The 18,021-nt window shown below is 57.6% G+C and carries 18 protein-coding genes and 1 pseudogene; 11 read left to right on the forward strand and 8 right to left on the reverse strand.

Annotated elements, in window-relative coordinates; translation table 11 throughout:
• Positions 1–143: 143 nt before the first annotated feature.
• Positions 144–1,241 (reverse strand): IS5 family transposase, encoded by a 1,098-nt coding sequence (locus tag AWB79_RS10760; protein WP_061167581.1) that lies wholly within the window; start codon positions 1,239–1,241, stop codon positions 144–146.
• A 307-nt stretch (positions 1,242–1,548) separates the two neighbouring features.
• On the opposite strand from AWB79_RS10760, the pseudogene AWB79_RS10765 reads away from it, so the two are divergent.
• The 3 genes and pseudogenes from AWB79_RS10765 to AWB79_RS10775 all read left to right on the forward strand — a co-directional run bounded on the left by AWB79_RS10765 (position 1,549) and on the right by AWB79_RS10775 (position 4,272).
• Positions 1,549–2,059: pseudogene (locus AWB79_RS10765) on the forward strand (PRC-barrel domain-containing protein).
• 991 nt (positions 2,060–3,050) lie between these two features.
• Positions 3,051–3,497: a response regulator gene (locus AWB79_RS41020; protein WP_061167411.1), complete on the forward strand. Its 447-nt coding sequence runs from the start codon at positions 3,051–3,053 to the stop codon at positions 3,495–3,497.
• Positions 3,498–3,873: 376 nt separating this feature from the next.
• Positions 3,874–4,272, forward strand: a complete 399-nt coding sequence (locus tag AWB79_RS10775; RefSeq protein WP_061167412.1) for a response regulator — start codon at positions 3,874–3,876, stop codon at positions 4,270–4,272.
• Between the two features lie 235 nt (positions 4,273–4,507).
• Here AWB79_RS10775 and AWB79_RS10780 read toward each other — a convergent pair whose 3' ends face one another.
• On the reverse strand, positions 4,508–4,753 hold the full coding sequence (locus AWB79_RS10780; RefSeq protein ID WP_157695738.1) for a hypothetical protein: 246 nt from the start codon (positions 4,751–4,753) through the stop codon (positions 4,508–4,510).
• Positions 4,754–5,899: 1,146 nt separating this feature from the next.
• Between AWB79_RS10780 and AWB79_RS10790 the strand changes: the two genes are divergently transcribed.
• Positions 5,900–6,103, forward strand: a complete 204-nt coding sequence (locus AWB79_RS10790; protein ID WP_061167414.1) for a cold-shock protein — start codon at positions 5,900–5,902, stop codon at positions 6,101–6,103.
• Positions 6,104–6,450: 347 nt separating this feature from the next.
• Here the strand turns inward: AWB79_RS10790 and AWB79_RS10795 are convergent, their stop codons facing one another.
• Positions 6,451–7,251: an OBAP family protein gene (locus AWB79_RS10795; RefSeq protein ID WP_082862325.1), complete on the reverse strand. Its 801-nt coding sequence runs from the start codon at positions 7,249–7,251 to the stop codon at positions 6,451–6,453.
• A gap of 80 nt (positions 7,252–7,331) precedes the next feature.
• On the reverse strand, positions 7,332–7,697 hold the full coding sequence (locus AWB79_RS10800) for a hypothetical protein (protein WP_157695739.1): 366 nt from the start codon (positions 7,695–7,697) through the stop codon (positions 7,332–7,334).
• Between the two features lie 296 nt (positions 7,698–7,993).
• On the opposite strand from AWB79_RS10800, the gene AWB79_RS40780 reads away from it, so the two are divergent.
• Positions 7,994–8,119: a hypothetical protein gene (locus AWB79_RS40780; RefSeq protein ID WP_269767924.1), complete on the forward strand. Its 126-nt coding sequence runs from the start codon at positions 7,994–7,996 to the stop codon at positions 8,117–8,119.
• Positions 8,120–8,909: 790 nt separating this feature from the next.
• Here the strand turns inward: AWB79_RS40780 and AWB79_RS40785 are convergent.
• A complete protein-coding gene (locus AWB79_RS40785; protein WP_269767925.1) occupies positions 8,910–9,044 on the reverse strand; it encodes a hypothetical protein in 135 nt (44 codons plus the stop codon).
• 166 nt (positions 9,045–9,210) lie between these two features.
• On the opposite strand from AWB79_RS40785, the gene AWB79_RS40935 reads away from it, so the two are divergent.
• Positions 9,211–9,510 (forward strand): DUF6723 family protein, encoded by a 300-nt coding sequence (locus tag AWB79_RS40935; RefSeq protein ID WP_074169355.1) that lies wholly within the window; start codon positions 9,211–9,213, stop codon positions 9,508–9,510.
• A 154-nt stretch (positions 9,511–9,664) separates the two neighbouring features.
• Here the strand turns inward: AWB79_RS40935 and AWB79_RS10805 are convergent, their stop codons facing one another.
• Both AWB79_RS10805 and AWB79_RS41025 read right to left on the reverse strand, forming a co-directional pair.
• Positions 9,665–10,633: a sensor domain-containing diguanylate cyclase gene (locus tag AWB79_RS10805; protein WP_157695740.1), complete on the reverse strand. Its 969-nt coding sequence runs from the start codon at positions 10,631–10,633 to the stop codon at positions 9,665–9,667.
• A gap of 952 nt (positions 10,634–11,585) precedes the next feature.
• Positions 11,586–12,038, reverse strand: coding sequence for a response regulator (locus AWB79_RS41025; RefSeq protein WP_061167417.1), 453 nt, complete (start codon positions 12,036–12,038; stop codon positions 11,586–11,588).
• 1,077 nt (positions 12,039–13,115) lie between these two features.
• Here AWB79_RS41025 and AWB79_RS10820 point away from each other — a divergent pair.
• The 4 genes from AWB79_RS10820 (at position 13,116) to AWB79_RS10835 (ending at position 16,946) form a co-directional block, all read left to right on the forward strand.
• Positions 13,116–13,430 carry a hypothetical protein gene (locus AWB79_RS10820; protein WP_061167419.1) on the forward strand — a complete coding sequence of 105 codons (315 nt, stop codon included), beginning with the start codon at positions 13,116–13,118 and terminating at the stop codon, positions 13,428–13,430.
• A 724-nt stretch (positions 13,431–14,154) separates the two neighbouring features.
• Positions 14,155–14,544 (forward strand): GNAT family N-acetyltransferase, encoded by a 390-nt coding sequence (locus AWB79_RS41030; protein WP_374728538.1) that lies wholly within the window; start codon positions 14,155–14,157, stop codon positions 14,542–14,544.
• 798 nt (positions 14,545–15,342) lie between these two features.
• Positions 15,343–15,465 (forward strand): hypothetical protein, encoded by a 123-nt coding sequence (locus tag AWB79_RS40790; protein ID WP_269767926.1) that lies wholly within the window; start codon positions 15,343–15,345, stop codon positions 15,463–15,465.
• 1,097 nt (positions 15,466–16,562) lie between these two features.
• The gene (locus AWB79_RS10835) at positions 16,563–16,946 is read left to right on the forward strand and encodes a DUF2934 domain-containing protein (protein ID WP_061167422.1); all 384 of its coding nucleotides are present in this window, start codon (positions 16,563–16,565) and stop codon (positions 16,944–16,946) included.
• Positions 16,947–17,085: 139 nt separating this feature from the next.
• Here the strand turns inward: AWB79_RS10835 and AWB79_RS10840 are convergent, their stop codons facing one another.
• A complete protein-coding gene (locus AWB79_RS10840) occupies positions 17,086–17,499 on the reverse strand; it encodes a ProQ/FinO family protein (RefSeq protein WP_063963474.1) in 414 nt (137 codons plus the stop codon).
• A 73-nt stretch (positions 17,500–17,572) separates the two neighbouring features.
• Here AWB79_RS10840 and AWB79_RS10845 point away from each other — a divergent pair, with 73 nt between their 5' ends.
• Complete coding sequence (locus AWB79_RS10845) at positions 17,573–17,893, forward strand: H-NS histone family protein (RefSeq protein WP_061167423.1); 321 nt, start codon at positions 17,573–17,575, stop codon at positions 17,891–17,893.
• The last annotated feature ends 128 nt before the right edge of the window (positions 17,894–18,021 follow it).

The raw sequence follows: 18,021 nt of genomic DNA on the forward strand, positions 1-18,021 counted from the left end.
CCGTTGAAATATCCGTCGTTGGCGCGCTAAGGCGCGTTGCGACGGATGCTGAACTCGCATTTCTGAAACGTACAAAAATCTTTGTGAGCGTTCGAGGCTGCTCGTGAGTCCACAAAACCGAACCTATCGATGCTTCCTTCCTCTCAAGCGGCAAGTGTTCGCATACGCGTCAGGTTGTAGCCAACCTGGGTCAGCACGAAGAGCTGGTCTACGCGTTCAAGTCTCCGACACATCGCTTGTCGAATTCGCCCGACCGTCTTGCCCCATCCAAACACCTGTTCAATCCGTTTACGTTTTTGCTGGCTCACCGCGTAGCCCGGCCAACGTGTAGTTCGCTCATCAATCGCTGAGCCTCCTGAGCGCCCTTCGTTTTGCGCCACATGAGGCGTGACGCGATTCGAGCGACAACTGGCTACGAAGCCGGCGGTGTCATAGTTCTTATCCGCGCCGACCGTGATGCCGCTCGGTGCGACACTCGCAGCATCAGCAAGCATCTGCGCCGCGCAGTCTCGCTCGGCGGTGCCGGTCGCCAGCGTCACCTGCGCGTTGACAACCAGTCCGTGTCGGTTATCGGTCAATACATGACCCATATAACAGAGCATCGCTCCCGTTCCCTTGCTCTTGCGAAACAGGCCCGCCTGCTCGTCCGTCGTGGATTGGTGCGTTTCGTTACTGCGTTTTTGCCCATGCCAATTGTCATTCGGTGCGGGCGGTTCGTCTGGAGGCGTATCGTCGTCGGGACTCGTCTTGGGCACGAAGCTCTTATGCCCGGCCCACGCCTGAATCAAAGTGCCATCGACGCTGAAGTGCTCGCCAGAGAGATAGCCTCGCTCGCGAGCCGTTTCGACCGTCTCGTTGAAGAGCAACACCAGTACATCGTGTTCGAGCAGGCGGTCGCGGTTCTTGCTGAACGTCGAATGGTCCCACACCGTTCCGTCCATCGGCAGACCGACGAACCAGCGGAACAACATGTTGTAGGAAATCTGTTCCATCAACATCCGTTCGCTGCGAATCGAGTACAACACCTGCAGCAACAGCGCGCGAACCAACTTCTCCGGTGCAATGCTTGGTCGGCCACCTCTCGCGTCTGCCTCGTACATTCGCGCGAACACATCATCCATGCGCTTGAGCGAGTCATTGAGCCATGTACGAATCGGACGCAACGGATGGTCTTTCGGCACGAAATCATCAAGCTTCAACACCGTGAACATCGACTCGGTAAAACTATCGCTGCCGCGCATCCGTTCCATCTCGCTCTCGTGAATGACATCAGATTCAACGTTCACCCTTTCATTCGGGATGACCGTTCGACGAAGTATTTCAACGAGCTGCTAGATTCGTTGCCGTCAGGCTTGTGCCTCGAGGTGTCCTCGACGTGCCCGTCATTGCCGGTACGCGTCCCCGCGTCGTTGCTGGAGGCGGAAGCGGCGGCACGCTCATTGCGCGCACGATAGGTCCTTATGCCGCTCGCTGCCCGACGCAGTCGTGAAACGAGCAGCCCTTCTTTGAGAAGGAAAAGAGCGGGCAACCTAATGGGAGACGTCAATCATGACAACAAGCAGCTTGACTGGTTCCGGCGCGGCGCAAGGCGGCGCGAACATGGTAGGCAGTGGAGTGGGTGACGGCCCCGGCCCTGATGTCATGGCAGCGTCCACGCTTGACAGCACTACGGTTATCACGTCGGACGGCGAGGACGTTGGAAAGATTAAAGACATCATGCTGGATGTGCGTAGCGGTCGCGTTGCGTACGCCGTTCTGACAAGCGGCGGCTTCCTCGGCATTGGGGGATACCCTCCGGGCGATACCTTGGAATGCATTGACGCTCGACACGGACCAAAAGGTGTTCCGAGTCGACATCACTGCCGACCGTATCAAAAGCGAGCCAGGCTTCGACAAAGACCACTGGCCGTCGATGGCTGACGTTGGCTGGGGAAGCTCCATGCATCAGTACTACAACCGTCAGCCGTACTGGTCGACCGCATCGGACCCGCTGAGCGGAAGCAGCGACCCTCTGACGGGAACTACCCCCGCCACCGGCAGCCGCGACCCGCTTGCGTAATCGCGGCCTTAGCAAATCGGGCGGTCCTCGTCGAGGGCTGCCCCGCTCGAGACCATCGTCTTGATGGTCCGAGATTGACGTCGTTCTCGCAATTGCAAATTTTGCGCTGAAACGCCTGACTTCGTCACGAGCGTGGACGGCCGGTCAGACTGTCGACGAACAATCTAGTTGAACACTGCCGTTGCCATCAGCGTACCCAAAATCGCGATGAGCACGAGGACTGAAAGCAAAACCGGGCAGCATGACTCCGGTTGAAGGCCGATATTGACGATGATAGTTCCATCAAGCCTCGCGCCTTCATGAGCGCTCCGATAGCCATGGCCTCACCGCGCCTACTAGGGTGGGGTCAATTGGTATGTCGGGCCGTGTGTTAAAGCGGGATTAAGTGGAGAACATCGGGAGCAAAAAGACGGCCACGAAGGGCTAAAGGGTCTGTGCAGCCGCTCGGCGAATGTGTCTCGCGGCGGCGCGACGCCTCAGCAGAACACCGCGTGGATGCCGTGCGTCCATCGCGAACGCGCCCAGGGCAATCAAGACTATTACAGCGGCCAGCACAGTCTGGGAAAGGGGCGTATTAGGGTCCAAGGTGTTGCAAGGCGAATCAGAATCCTTTGTCGGAAGAGCCTAATGAAGAGGCCGAAGCCGGCGGCGTCTCCCATAGCGGCGTGTGCACTCGACCAAGAGCCGCCGAAGCTCGCCTATACCGCGCGAATGCACCAGGCAGCGGAGTCGTCGACCGCGCCGGCGGTCAGCGCCAGTGTGTTCGGAGCGAGGTACCTGCGAGACCACGCTCGTGAATAATGCGCGCAAGCACCGGAAACGATGTGATGGCATTCGCGGCGCCGAGGAACAGCGACGCTTCGAACAATCGCGCTTTCACCGCAAAGAGACCGGGATTTGTGAGCAGTCACGGCGTCGACGCACCGCCGTGTACAGGATTAGGAATGCACGTTGCTGGTCATGTTGGGCCGACGCGCTCGTTTTTAAGCATATGCAATCGCTCCTGCTTGTCGAAGATAATTCCCGTGACCTCGACCTGGCACTTAGCGCTTTGGAGCCTTACCTTGATTCGTGCGCGGTCGAGACCGTTCCGGACGGCGTGGAGGCTCTCGCATACCTACGTCGAGAGGGCGTTTGGGAGGACCGTGTCGGCGACGACCCAGCACTGGTACTGATGGACCTTAAGCTCCCGAGGGTAAGCGGGCTCGAACTTCTAAGCGAGATTCGCCGCACGCCAAGAATCGCTGCAGTGCCAGTGGTAGCGTTGACGTCTTCTCGAGAACTGCGGGACGTTCGTCGCTGTTATGAACTCGGCATTAACGCGTTTCTGGTCAAACCAATCGGTTTCGAAGAACTGTCGGAACTGTTGTCGGTAGTGGCGACTTTCTGGTTGCGGTTAAATCGGCGTCCTTCCGGGATAAAAGCCGTTCGAGCGTAATTCCATGTCGTTACGGAGAGCGCGCTCCGGAGGCTGGTCTACGAATACCGGCTCGATGCCGTTCTTCAGGCACCGGGCTTGTTTGCCCCAAAACGGCCCCGACGCTGGCACCTCGAATGCGTCTCGACGTTGTTCATCGAAGAGATATGCTTTGCCTAAATATGAAAGCAGGCTGTCGGGAGGGGAAGGCGTCTCAGTGGCGCGCGTAGAGCGGTAGGAAGGGTCCTTGGAGCGCGGAGGGTCGGAAGCCGCTTGACGCGGCGATAGCGGATGGCAACGTGGCCGTCAAACCGTCGCAGTCCGACAGGGGTATAACTGACGCTGGTACGAGCTGCAAAAAATCTGTGTAGGAAACCACTGTTTGTGGGCGCCCGCCATGCACTCTGTCCTTCTCGTCGACGACGACGCTGACTCTCTCTCAGCACTCCAGTTCGTATTTGAAGTGCACGACTTCCGCGTTGCAGTGGCTGCAAACGGCAACTTGGCGATGGCAGAGGTAACGAAGCACTTACCGGATTTGGTCGTCACGGACATGGAGATGCCGGAAATGGACGGCATTGAGCTTTGCAAACGGCTGAGATGCCATCCCTCATTCGCCTCTGTTCCGGTCGTCCTCGTCTCAGGCGGCGAACCACCGATGCATGCGCCAGTCGTCTGGGATGCATTTATAGGCAAGCCTGTTGATTTCTATAAGCTTATGGAAGCTATGGAGCGGCTCCCGCTGATTCGGCTCGGCCTAGCAGGCCAGCCGCCTGCCCGCGAAGATGATACTTGATGACCGTCCAGCTAGAACCCGATTGCCTGCGCTGGTGAGTATTTCCGTGTGCGCCCAATCGCCTAATCGCTAATCGACGGTACCAGTCGCGCGTCGTGCCCGTTCGAGTAACGAGACAGGTCAATTCTGTTCGCGCTGCAGTCGGTGGCAAAGTCGCGAAGAGCCGCCGCCAAGCGACTGGGGGCGACAGTCGATTGCCCGGCTCATCGGCGCTGATGGTACTACGTTCGCGCTTTCAACCGTTACCTTTGTCGTCGCCGTCTATGTGGCCGCGAAGCCGCGTCGTCAGCACCTTGCGATAGTACTGAAGCGCGTCCAGACTATCTTCCAAGGTTGTGAGTGAGACGTCAGATGACAAGTGGTATTGATTTCTGTCTTTAGGGGAGCGTGCCGCATGCTCGGCAATCAGCTGCTTTGTCTTCCTGATGTTCAAGTCCAACTGCGCCAAACGCTCGGACGCACTCTTCGGCGTATCTTCCACGCGACGCTCCCTTCCGTCTTCAAATCGTACTGCCGTGGGACGGGTTCGGGCGAAAGCCTGCATTGACGAAACGCTGCCTATGCGAACACTGTCGTCACGGAACGTCGGCGCATTGAATACCGACCTTCGACGATGGCTCTCGGGCCCTGCGTCTGAGCCCGCGCGGCGCGGCTCGTACTCCAGGACGATGGGCTGCCGTCGCTCCGACGGCTCACCCTCCCAATGACGCAAATGACGAGAAACACGCGAATGGCGCAGCCCTGATTGCCGCCAATGCCTATGTCTAAGGCGCCGGATGCTCGATGAACTCGACCTTCGCCCCGTGCCGAAAGCATGCCATCGGTGCAACCGACCGGAACCGCCCGCTCAGCTCCTGAAACTTGCCGTCCGCACTTGAATAAACCCATCGCTCGCTTTACTGAGCGAGCAAGGAAAAGCTCCGGTCCCGCGTCCCGCCGAACGAAAGGATGGGCGACTGGACTCGAACCACTTTTCACCGAGCGCGCCCCGCGGATAGGACCGTCCGGCTCGACGCTGGGCGCGTCGACTCAGGCAGGCGCGAAGATATCGGCGCCTCGGTCCTCGAAGTACTTCAGACTCCGGATGAAATAATAGTGTCGACCTCCAATCTCTAACCGATTCCGTCCGGCTCTCGTGGAGCTTCGAATCGACGCAGCGACGCCAGCCGAAATGGTTCCGTAAACCGTCAGATGCCCCCGTCCTCCCGTGGCATTTCCGACGTAAATGCCGCAGAGCTCGTCGCATTGCTGCATTTCACCAGGCTGCCTCCGCTTCGAAGTGGTAGGTCAAGGAATTCCGCCAACAAGAGCAACGCTTCTGATGGCTCCTGTCGGCACGCGCGCGCTGAAGTCGTCGACATGTCTCCTCCTATGAATGCCGCGTTTGCCCGAATGCGGAACGCGGCGCACCTAGCATCGGAGCAGAGCAATCGCTGCAGCGTGGAGCGACGGTTGGCCATACGCACGCCACGGCGGCCTCGCTCGTCGTCTGGTCAAAGCTCGCATGTCGATTGCTGAAAGGAGGGGTGCCGCGATAGTGCGCGGCGATGTCGAATCGGTTTTCAAGGGAAGGTTGCGGCCTTCCTCCGAAATCGCGATTCGGCTCCCGATATCGACGAGGACACAAATGGCAACCGGTACAGTGAAGTGGTTCAACGACGAAAAAGGCTTTGGTTTCATAAGCCCCGACGACGGTGGCGAAGATTTGTTCGCTCACTTCTCGGAGATTAAAGCCGAGGGCTTCAAGTCGTTGCAAGATAATCAGAGGGTGACCTTCGACGTGAAAGAAGGTCCGAAAGGCAAGCAAGCTTCGAACATCAAACCCGCCTAATTAACCTTTCGACGCGCGACGTTCGTCACATCGGCCGGCGACGGCGGTACTTCAGCTTGGCCGAGTGGAGCACGCAGACGTGATGGCTACACGCGACGCAGGTGTTGTCGTGTAGGAAATCCGCGCGCCTCTCTCCCACAACCGGATTGGGAGGGGGCTTCGGGTGACGATTCGAAAGCTAATAGTAGAGAAAGCTATTAGTAGAGAATAAATCGTCCTTAAAGCGCCCCGAACGGGTCAGAGACATCTCTATCTGATATCGGCCGGGCCGAACGTCGTCTACCGTCCGCACTAAACGAATTGGGGTGCCCATCGGCGCGCTGCCTCGCAAAGTGGCGCAGCAGCGGCTATCCCTCACAATTGCGCACAGGAACTTCGGTGAGAGTCAATTGGAAGCTTTTCCCGGTCATCCACGCGTCGGCTCCTGGTTGTACCGGACCCGCAGACTTTGCCAAGTCGTCTCGGCTCGACCGCTCCTTGTCGGTGTTAATGCCAAGTTCTCGGTCGCGCCGTCGGATATTTTCGCGACCGAGTTGCCCATCTCGAGTGAATCCCATCATCAGTGCGGGGATGCCAAGAGGCAATGCCGAATCCCGGTCTACCTGCCACGTGTGCCAAGTCTTTCCGTATGTGTTCACGAGAGAAGCAATAGCCTCATGCTCAACGGGAGTCGGAATGCCTGGCATCACCAACTCGCCGGAGGTCGTCTCGTGACGATGGCTATGCCACAAACGCTTTTCTTCATCAGGCAACGTTTCGAACAACTCCTCGGAAACGATGTATTCGATGCCGATGAGGCGCGAGTCCGCTTTGTTGCCATCGTAGATAACGCACTGGAAGAAGTCAGCGGTTAAATGATGGCAGTAGTGGTGAGCTTCGACTTGACGGCCCATGTCGTCTGCATAGAAATGAAAGCCATTGAGATACATATTGATTGCGTTTATCGGAGCGTGACCTTGCAAGACATCGGCGCCGGCCGCAAGTATCTTTGCTTTCGCCGACTTCTGACCGCCGGGCACTGGGCCGCTGGCCGCCGCGTCACTTGCGAAGGCTTTGCTGATACCGGCGCAGCAGCATGATGCTGCGGCAAACGTGGAGCCCACGAATCCCAAAAATCCGCGGCGGTTGCTGCGTGAGCCCTCGTCCATTTGTACCTCCGTCGGTTTACTGTTCGAATTGCCTTGGCGTATAAAGCGTAGGTCGCGTCACTGATGCTTGTTGGCGTTGACTATTCAGGATGCAGGCGGTCGACTACCAACTGTCCGCAGGCTGCAACGGCGCCAGCAACGACCGGCACCATATGAGCAGGAACACACCATTCACCCGCCGTCTTGTCCTTAGTCAGCTGTTCGGAGAAGAGGTGAAACACCTCAGCGCATGACACCTCTGGCCGAGGGTCTTCGCTTCCATACTCGCGGCACAAGGTCGCGAACTGAAGGACGCATCGACTCAGTGCCGCGCTCGTCAACTGCGCCCAAGGGCAGCGTTCCTTGCCTTCCAAGCTCTGCTGCATGTCGTGCACGACGTCCCATAACACGCCAGATAACCGCTCGGGAACACCGAGATAAGCGTAACCGACACCGCCATTCTCCATCTCTGTCTCCTCGCAATGCGCGTCCTCGGTCAGGTCCGTATTGCGGCGCAATCGTCATGCCATTCATCTTTCTGGCGGCTCGAACCCGAGGGGTCGATTGAAAGCCCGCTGTTGCGAACCGCGTTGGTAACGGAACGGCGGACTCAGGCCGAACTAAGGGCGGCGTAGGTCGGGGCCGCCGCCGAATTACACTGACTCGTCGCAGGCTTAAGTTGGGCCGATGGTTGTCGTTATCAAGCTGTCACGCTGTGACCGCCGGCACTGACGTGCCGGCGAACGACAACTAGGAGCCACTAATGAAAAAAATCGCCGCTTTCATCGTCGCGCTGCTGTGCATCGCTAACGTCGCACACGCTTGCCCAAAGGGCGAGCATCCTCATGGCGGCACTGGGTCCCATCACAACGGCGGCTACTGCTCCTGACTTTCGCGTTGCTCTGGAGCCCGTTTACACGGGCTTTCTTGACGGCCAGTTGCCGGAAAACCGGCGCACTTCCCGCAGCAACCTCTGCTCACCGGCGAATAATCGCGACGTCTGCAAATGAGTACACTGCCGACCGTTCAAAGCTGTCTCGCTACGTCATTAAAAAGACCTCTTTCCCGAGCGTGAGTCTTCTCATAAATCCAAAAGAACGATTGTCACTTTCACGGGAAGAAGAGCCGGCGACATGTCGTCCGCCTGACCTTTTTCTGCTTCTGCGGTCAGGTTTCGAGCTGGAGCGGGTTGGCTGGCGCCGGCGTACTCACCATCGTGCGCTCCTGCGCCGCATATTTCGACGCTAGCATTTCAATCGACGCCGGCAATCGCTCGCACGAGAGCGAGGCGAAAAAGTAGTGGATGCGAACTCAATTTGTCGCGCTGACCGGCTATGTTGACCACGACGGACACGGTCCTGATGACGTATTCGACCATCTCTTCTCAAGCGGCCATCTGTTGAAGACCTCGCGGAGGTGCTTCCACGTCCCGCCTTTTCGGCGACGCTCGAAGCATTTTGCACCTTCTTGCGCAGAAATAAGCCTGCGGGCGCAGGCGCAATAAGTTACGGTGTGCGCGCTTACCCGTGATGAGCGTTCGAGTCCGTGACAGGACCCATAGCTTGGCTTTCGGCATCGGTGGTGCGCTCGTCATGCAACCCGAAGACCTCCATAGTTCGAACGGATGGACTTGAGGTTAAAACTCTGCGGTAGTACACAAGCGTGTCGAGGCTCTGTTCCTAAGTTGCGAGCAGCATTTGAGATGACGAACGTCCGAGGGCCAGACGGGACTTCTGCTCTTGAAGCAACTGGCTGGTCACGTCTATGTTGCGGTCGAGTTGCATCAAGCGCTCGTTTTCGGACGGCGCGTTCATTGGAGTCTCGCGGTTCCATTCATTTTACTGGGGCGGCCCGTCGCGGACCCGAGCTCCCGGAGACGCAAGGCAACCTATTCGAACTTAGATTCGCTAGTTCACGGTACGCCGATTGCTCAAGCAGTGTGGCGCGGTTCATTGTGGACGCGCTTTTCTCTTCTCGCACATGCCGAAGGCTACACCTCGCCGACCGAAGCTCGTTTTATTCCAGACGAAGACGGTTGTTGTTTCAAAGGCCGCCAAAAGCGAAAACGACTACGCGGTCTACGCGTCGTATCGTCCGCACCACAGCGGGAATTTCGTTGGTACGCTGAAAGTCGTTCGGCTGACGGATGGACGACTGCTATATCCCTTCGATGGTTCAGACGAGATAGGACCGTTCAGTTCGGCAAGTGCTGCAAGAAAGGCGGCGGAAGAGCGGGCCAAAGAAATCATAGGCGCGGACTTGAGATACCCTGAACTGTGAGCGAATCTTGGAAGCCAGCGGGCTTGCGCAAGCGCAGTCCAGGTCTGCGCCTACATTGGCTTGTTGACGGTCGCAGGATGGGACGGAGTTGTGGGCGATGTCGGATGCGGTGAATGAGCAGCGGCGCATCGCGTCGCTCGTCCGCTCATCTTCTTCACTGCACAGCAGACTTCGGACTGTCCACTTCAACGCGGCTTCTCCCGGAAGACTTGGCCAGATAAAGCGCCCGGTCGGCGCGGACGAGTAGGTCATCACGCGATTCGCCCACACGCGCTTCTGCAATCCCCGCCGAGAATGAAAGGCCGATTGTGACGTGGGCGGGAAGCCGAGCCGACACCAACGGAATAGACCCGAGCATTTGCTCCAGTATCAATTTCGCATCTTGAGAGTTCGTGCCTGGAAGCGCGACCAAGGACTCCTCTCCGCCCAAGCGTCCGAACAGGCCGCCGCTCGCAAGCGTTGAATCGCAGTGCTGTGCGAAGTGGCGCAGAGCGACGTCGCCGGTCTCGTGTCCGAATGTGTCATTGATATATTTAAAATAGTCGAGGTCTAACACGGCCACGCTGAGCGCGGGTCTCTCAGCGCAGCCTTCCCGGAGGAGGGCTTCCAAACGCGCAAGCACGAAGCGTCGATTGGGGACCCCGGTCAGCTCGTCAATTCCGCTGAGCCTCAACGCATCGTCGCGCTGTGCGGATATCAACCTCTCGGTTTCTTTGAGCGACGTGATGTCCGCTCCCGTCAGCACAATCCACTCATTCGGCATTAACGTTTCGGTGCACCAGTACCACTCGTCGTTGACAAAATCTACGGCGAAGGAACGTTGACGCGCCTCGCGCAAATGACCACGTCGTCTTCTCTGGGCGTCCGCAATGAAAGCAGCCGCGTCTTCAGCTTCGATTCTGACAGTTCGCCCGCTTTTCGCTGCGCTGAGAATAATGTCGGAAAACGTTGCAACCTGACCTACCTCGAGTCCAAACATGCTTAGGAAGCTATCGTTTGCGTACCGCAGATAATCGTTGTCGTCGTAGACGCCAAGAAACGCCTTCCCGCAGGAGAACGTGTGCAGGAGCACCACAAGCAACTCTGGCGTCTCATTGTCTGCATCCAAGCGAGCGATTCGCATGAGCCGGTCCTTTCGCAAGTTAGGGCTGTCTTTGCATGTCTGCGTGTACCCGCAGCCGGTTGACCAAAGCAAGCTGAGCGTCCCGTACTCGTGCGCGAGGCGCGGTGTGGAGCTGAGTGTCATAGACATCGAGCGCCGCTCTAAGGGCATGATATTCAGCTCCAGCGGCGCGCCAATACAAATCTGAGGTTGCCGTTCCGTCGAGCATGACTAGCGCAGCATGGCCTTCACGTACCGATTGCACGCGAGCGCTCTCGTATCCCGCTGCGCAGAGTTCTTCCGATACGAGAAGCTGTTGTGCCAGAAGGGTAAGCAGGCTCGTCGTTCCTCTGCCGCGATGTATCGCGTCCAACGCAATGTAGCTTTTTAGGAGATAGGAATTCGGGCTGGGCTCAAACGACGGAATGAGAGACGCTAACAGCGGAGAAATGGTCTTTCTCGCCGTCGTCCGATGGGTTTGCTGTTTCCTGCGCACTTTGATAAAGATTGGGTTGACGAAGGATATGGCGCGATGCTCATTTTAAGCGATGAACGCGTGCGTCGATGAGTAGCATCGACGTTTTTTGTCGTCTCGGGAACACATCTGTCGCGCGGTTCGTCAGCATTGGCCAGCGCGAAGCGACCGCGGAATCACTTGCACAACTCACGACGGCGCATCGCATAGTTCATATTCGGCGGGTTTCGAACGAATCCGGACGGTGACGGTAATTCGTATATCACCCGCGTGCTCGACTCAAATGAAGTCGTCTCCGAGTGATGAAGAGGGCGTCTGGATTGGACTGCATCATAGTTGCTGTGCTGGAGCCGTGTGGGGCGCCATACTGCGCGACATGGAGGTCCAAGCCTGCAGTTGCTGGCCGAAGATTTCGGTGCCCTGGCGAGCTGTGAATGGCGACAAAAGGCGAGACATTCGGACCGCGCTAATCAGAGCGTCGCCGACGCTGCCGTGAAACTACCGTGCAATTCTCGAATGTCCGACCCCGTGCGTTAGGGTCGTTAGCAGCTGAGAGAGTGTGTCGAGCACCTGTCCTTTTTGACAATATGCATCGAACTCACTTTCCGCAGCTCGTTGTCGCACGAAACCTTCGTCGTGCGCGGTGAGGGCGACGATGAAAGCGCCCGACGTTCGTGCATTGTCTCTGAGCGTTTTCGCAACCACGAAGCCATCAACTACAGGCATGGAGATGTCCAGGAGGACCACATCAGGTCTCCAACTGAGTGCTGTGGCGATGGCAGCGGCGCCGTCATATACAACCCTCACATCGAGACGGCTAAATCCTAGATAAACAGCAAGAGCGTCTGCCGCGTTACTGTTGTCATCAACGACCAGGACCCGAGGGGCGCGACCGTTGATGGACAAGGAGCGACTTGTCCATCTTCGCGGAATCAAAGCGAGCATAGTCATTCAAAACCATCGCTTTTAGAGACATTCTGGCAGCGTACTCCATTCGCCGACGACTAGGCCGGGTATCTCGGCCGTTCGGTAATGCAGTCTGTTCGCAGATTCACACTGAGCTACTGCGGCGTAAAGGTTGCCGCTGAGGCACCATGTTCAGTGCGCGGGACGCGGCAGCTAGAAATGCATCGACAGTCAACATGTTCGTGCAGGTGGCTTTGGCGAGAAGGCGAAGAGGTTCTAATAACGTCCCGAACTCGCCGATGGAGCGGCGACGCTTAAGTCCCGGAAGCTTTGCTATCACCTAAGACGACGCTTGCGACAGAAAGCCGTCTTGACCGATGGAAGCTTCCACAAGCGCAAGCTGAGTTGGATACTGTCGACCCGTCGCTCGTCGTGGTCGCACGACTAGACTAATTTTGTTCCAGCGTGCATCCCTCGTGACCAAGACTTTCGCAATGACTAGCTAGGTCGATACTTGTGCGGCGTGTAACGAACCAAGGTATGCCAGCGTAGCCTACCATCGGCCGCCTCACGCGATATTCGAACAGAGCCGGTCCGACGCGTTTGAACAGCACTGCATCATTCGAATGCTGTTTGGCGTACTCAGGAGTAACTAGACCGGCTTCTTCCGCCCGTGACATCGAGAAGGACCCGTCGGCCGCAGATTGGAAACTCAGGTTCGACAATGCGCAGTATCCGATAGAGATAACAATCACGGGCTTCACGACAATGCCCAAGAACGCCGGAAACCTGCCCATTCGCTTTTTCAATCGCACCGAACTTGCAAGCATCGAAAGCATGGCCTAAGTAATTACCCTATGCGCAAGATACTCTGTCGAAGCTTTGTCGACAAGCGAAACAAGCGCATAACGCGCATATTTTTTCAGCGGCCGGTAAAAGCGACTCACGGCTGCCGCCGTCGCCGCACGCGGACCGTTCCCAGAAGCAATGGCCCCTTGATGATGCGCTTTTCGTCAGTCGATTCCGTGCGGACTTGGTCTTGTTGCGGCGCACAATTTTTGCTACTTTGTCGACGTAAAACTGCGGGACAACTGCAGCCGTGGTGAGAATTAGGGAGCAAACATGAACGACGCGGAAGTCGCCGCCACGTTGCTGAACAGGTGGGAAACTGAAAATCGTGGACAGGACGCTGCCGGCGCGGTCGGCCTTTTACGTGAGGGCGGACTCGTGTTCAGCCACTATGTTGGCGTCAGTCACGATACGTCCGAAGAGTTCGCCGAAGGAGTGGAGATTGAATGCCTCACGTTTGGAGATGGCTCTCGCGCTTTTCGCCTGACACCACGGGGCATGGTTCGTGTCTCGATAAGCTGGGCCGCTGTCCCCGCTTTTTTAGAACCTGACCAAGCCAATCGCGAGGCTGAAGCGCAGGCTCGTTAACCTGAATCTCGACGAGCTTGCAAGGCGGTTGGGTGTGAGTCGGCCGCCTCCACGACGTGGCGCGTTCGAACACGCACCACTCGTCATCGTGCCAATCATGGGTTGCTCGGCTCAGTGAGGCGTTGGACGCGCAAATAGCGCCTCGGTGGCTTAAGGTGCGTCGCCGGCGAGAGGTGTTCGCCAATCTCGAATCTTTGCATCAACTTCTTTTCGGCGGCCTTCTTAACCGCTTGCTCAACTGTGGCTCTTTCGACTTCTGGTGGCAGTACTAAAGCACCTCCGGGCGGAAGTCGAAGCAAGAGTTCGCAGATTTCGTCCGAGTTCAAGGCTGGTCTCCCGATGGCGCGACTGGACCTACTTACGAGGCCACCGTTTCCCGAAGCAGGTGTAGCCAGCGTTGGTCAGTGGAGGCAATAGGAATCCGCCAGATTCTCAGGAGCGGAAGCGATTCTGCCCAGACTTCAAGTTATCCGCCTAGCGGTGGTCTTGTGTGAGCACAGCGCAATCAGCGCTCCAGGCGTCTTGCCTGTGACATGCGACCGGGCTAAGTCCCAGCGCATTACGCTTCGGTTTTCCGCCTGGCTGGCCTCCGTCTTGCTGATGACTGCGCGAGCCAGCGGAGGAATTGATGACTCAGTCATCCCTGTCTGTGACCGTGCAGCGAGAAGACCCTGCGTCTCGAGACGGCAGAATCCTATTGGACGAGGTCAGCGCATTCGTTTCCATGTTCGCGGGAAATGCGGAGAAAGGTAGGCTGTCCGTCAGCGACCTTGCGTCTTCCAACGGCGTCTTTCACATCGCCCGAACGATGTGCGGTACACCGCTGGGCTGCGGGGCGTTCTGGCATTTCGACAAGGAGACCGCAGAGGTCATTAGGCTTTACAGTCGTCCGAATGCATGCGGAGTGGGCCATCTAATACTTCAATGCATAGAGTCCGAAGCTACAGCTCGAGGATATCGAAGACTGCTGTTCGCGATGACAGCAGTGAACCTACGAGCAATACGCTTCTATGAGCGCAACGGCTTCACTCCCGTTCAGCGCTACGGAGCTTATGCAAACCGATTGGATGTGCAGTGCTTCCAAAAGGTACTGCGTCAGACACTGGATGATTAAGACCACGACTATTCCGTGGTTCCGCAGTTCGTTGTCGTTGGGCACCGACGCGCGCGCCGCTCAACGGTGCAGGCTGGAGTACCACCTGATGCGTTGAAGCCGCGTGAATCGAAGAAGAGTAACGTTCACACTTCTCACCTTTAGACAGGTGTCCGTCTTGGCCGGTTTGTCGTGGCCCGTGTTGGCTTCACCGGATGAGCATGCTGCTGGATGACGGTAGAGTCGATAACGCCGCTCAGCTTGATGCCATTGACAAGAAACACCCATGCGGGAGTACGGTCAACCATCATCGCAGTCAGGACGTCGAACTGAACATCTGCACCGTCTCTCGTCACGACGCCTCCCGATGTTAGAGGTATTTCCCGAGAGGAGTATGCGTCGCCCTTCATGCCCGCCCAGGCGCGGACTCAGGCAGGTAGACGCAGGACGGCGAACGCTGACCTCTGGACGAACGCAATATGGGCGTGCCGCAAGCGTTGGTCACGGCTTCCGACGCGACCGATGTCGAAGGCATCGTAATAAATCTATTTAGCGCGAGAGCAGCCGTCAATCAGCGAGCCACAATAATGCCGCCATCTCGCACAACCGATTGATTTATATGACTGCAGCGGCGGGACCATGCCAATTTTCGCTGCCAGCATTCTTTCAAGATGGAAGTCAGGGTTGGGCGCTTGGCCGCAAGGCAAACTGCTTTAAGACATGGCGAAAAACTGAAGGCGAAAGTCAAGCTGTAATTTGTCTATTTCGGGGTAAGCTGTGGTGAGACGAGGCGCGGAGGGACAAGCGATGAGAGTCTCAATGACCAGCCAGCTCATTACGCTTGTGATGACGCTGGCGGGCGCCGCCGCTTTCGGGCTCGCCGGGTATGCCGTCCTTAAATTTCTCTTGTCTCTGCTTCTCGTTCTCTATGGGGCCTACTGACGTAGGAAGCGGCGACTACAGCACGCGGACTCCGAGGGAGGCATCCAATCTTCGTCCGTACTCAGCCTTGGATGACCGTCTTCTCGCGCGGTTCGCGAAGACCCGCTTCGGCGGTATCGTGGAGACGGCAGACGTAGCTCGTTGGGACGTATCTTCTTCGGCCCTAGCCGCCGTTACTCATAGCGATGGTTTTGCTTGAAAATTCAAAATCAGGGTTTATACTTAATCGGTCTCCTCCATGTCCATCGATATGGATTAAGCCCGCCGACCGTGCGGGTTTTTCTTTTTCGAAGCTCGAGGGGATGCCCTGTCACTTGTCGACAAAGCTGACACCAACTATGAATCGTAATCGCCGGGCGCGGCAGCGATGATTGCGCGGACCATGGCGTCTAACGCCGTGCGATTTGACAATTCGCGTGCGAGTACCCGCGCGGTGGCGACAGTAACAGCGTCGAGGTGGGGTCCACCGTCTCTCATTTGCTTGAAAAAGGAAGCGGTGCGCTTCGCCATCGCCATCGGCCGCTGCTTCATGAGCCGTGATGGTGACTTTCATGACCGTACGAAAGCGTGCGTTTCGTACGGTCCAGCATTGAACGAACCTGCTGCAAAATAATACACACGGGCGATTACCGAACTGTTTTAGGGCCGGTACACCTGCGAGTTCTGGAAAACTAACTCGCGGACGTTGACCATCGAGTATTGGGTACGTCGATATGTTGACACCTGAGGGGGCCGACGAACGCGAAGTCATCGTGCGCCCTTGCGGCCTACACGTCTGGCATGTTGAAATTCGCGGCATGGCTGGAATTGCGGTGAGAGTAGCGCAGAACGAATGCGAGGCGGTTATGCTCGCTCGTGACCTGTGTCCCGGCGCGCAGGTGCGAGTGCTCCCGGCTGTCGAGTCTGCGGAGACGCTGCACGACGGTCTGTTTGCGGAGAACCGGACGACCTGAGGAACGCACGAATACGTCCTCCTTGCTTCTTCCTTGCATTCCGGCTGCCGTTCATAAAGCTGCTTATGCGTTGACGCAATCGCGGCATGTCTGGTGTCGCCCGACTCGCGGCTTCGCCTCTTATCTCATAGACTCTGAGTGACTATGCAATCGACTCTAACGGACGAAAGTATTCGAGAACGGGCGTATTACTTGTGGGAAGCGGACGGACGCCCTGAAGGTCGCGACCAGCACTACTGGCACTTGGCCTCGTCACAACTTCTCATGGAAACCGTGGTGCCAGCCCCGCAACTTGCTGCGGCGAACAGGCCCGCTAGCAAGCCGAAGACGGCAGCTCGAAGGGTCGCGACGGACGGCAAGCGCAGAGAAGCAGACAAAGCCGACAAAAAATCGCCGGTTGCAAAGCCGAAGAAGGTGACCGCAGCTTCTAAAGGTCTAGGCGCGACGAAAGTGGCCGAAGCGAAGTCTGGGGCGCCGGGAAAGAAGGCGGCAGACGGCCTCGCTTCAGGTGACCGGGTCGAACTGTAAGGGTCGGAAGGTCAGTGGTGGCGACTGCGCCGAGCGCGCGACAACTTCTGTGAGCGCGCTGGCGGGGGCACGCAGAGACTAGCGCTCATGCGCCTTGCGTCGAGCTTGTGGAAGCCGACGTCGGCGCGCGACTCGAACGTCATCCTCGTAACTGTCGTGCACGTACAGCGTCGGCCCGGGTAACCTCGCCCGCAGGCTGGCCCGACAAGTCCACTCGGGGCCCGCCTTCGACGAGGCAGCTCCAGTAACGCGTGCCTTTGCACCACACCTTGATTGCCGCTTTCAACTCAAGCTCGGACATGCGAAGGTCTGCCGCCCGCATTAGAAGGTCATCGAGAATGCCGACCTTCAGCGGAACCTTCGGCGCCGGCTTCTTAGGGAAAGCGCAAGGAAATTGCTTCTGGAGCCTGCCAATCGCACGGACGGCAGGGTCGACCGGTGCGGAAGTGGGCGGCGCTGTGGGTCGTTGCTCCTTGGGCGCTTCCTTCCTCGGAGCATTCTTAGCTTGTTGCGGGAGTTGCTGCTCCCAAGCAGCGAGTTGTTCGAAGCCCATTTCCGCATACCGTAAAATCCCAAGCACAGATTTTGGCAATCGCTCAAGTCAGGCATATTTCGTGGAAGGAACCATGGCATACCAAAGCGTAGAAATCGCGGAGCTTCGAGCGCAGCAGGAAGCGTTGGACAAGCAGATGTCCGAAATCAAAGAAAGGGAGACGAGCCATGTGCTACGTGAAATCGTGCTGAAGATGCGCGAGTATGGAATCTCCCTGAATGAGCTCATGGGCAGCAAGCCTGCGCAACTGCATTCCGAGCCGGCCGCAATGTACCGAGACCCGGTCAGCGGCGCGACGTGGAGCGGCCGTGGGCGGGCACCCTTTTGGATTGCCGGAAAGGACCGCAACCAGTTTCTGGCCGACCCGCGCGGCACTGCTCAAGTTATGGTGTAAGCGGCGCTTCTTCGCAGAGCAGCGTTGAAAGTCTCGAATCGGCAAGGCAGGAAAGCGTTGGGGAGGGTGGGGGCTGGTTGAAGTCGCGAACGACGTCGACTGCCGCGCGTGGCTGTCCCGCGAATAGT

Source organism: Caballeronia hypogeia (assembly GCF_001544875.2).
GTDB lineage: Bacteria > Pseudomonadota > Gammaproteobacteria > Burkholderiales > Burkholderiaceae > Caballeronia > Caballeronia hypogeia.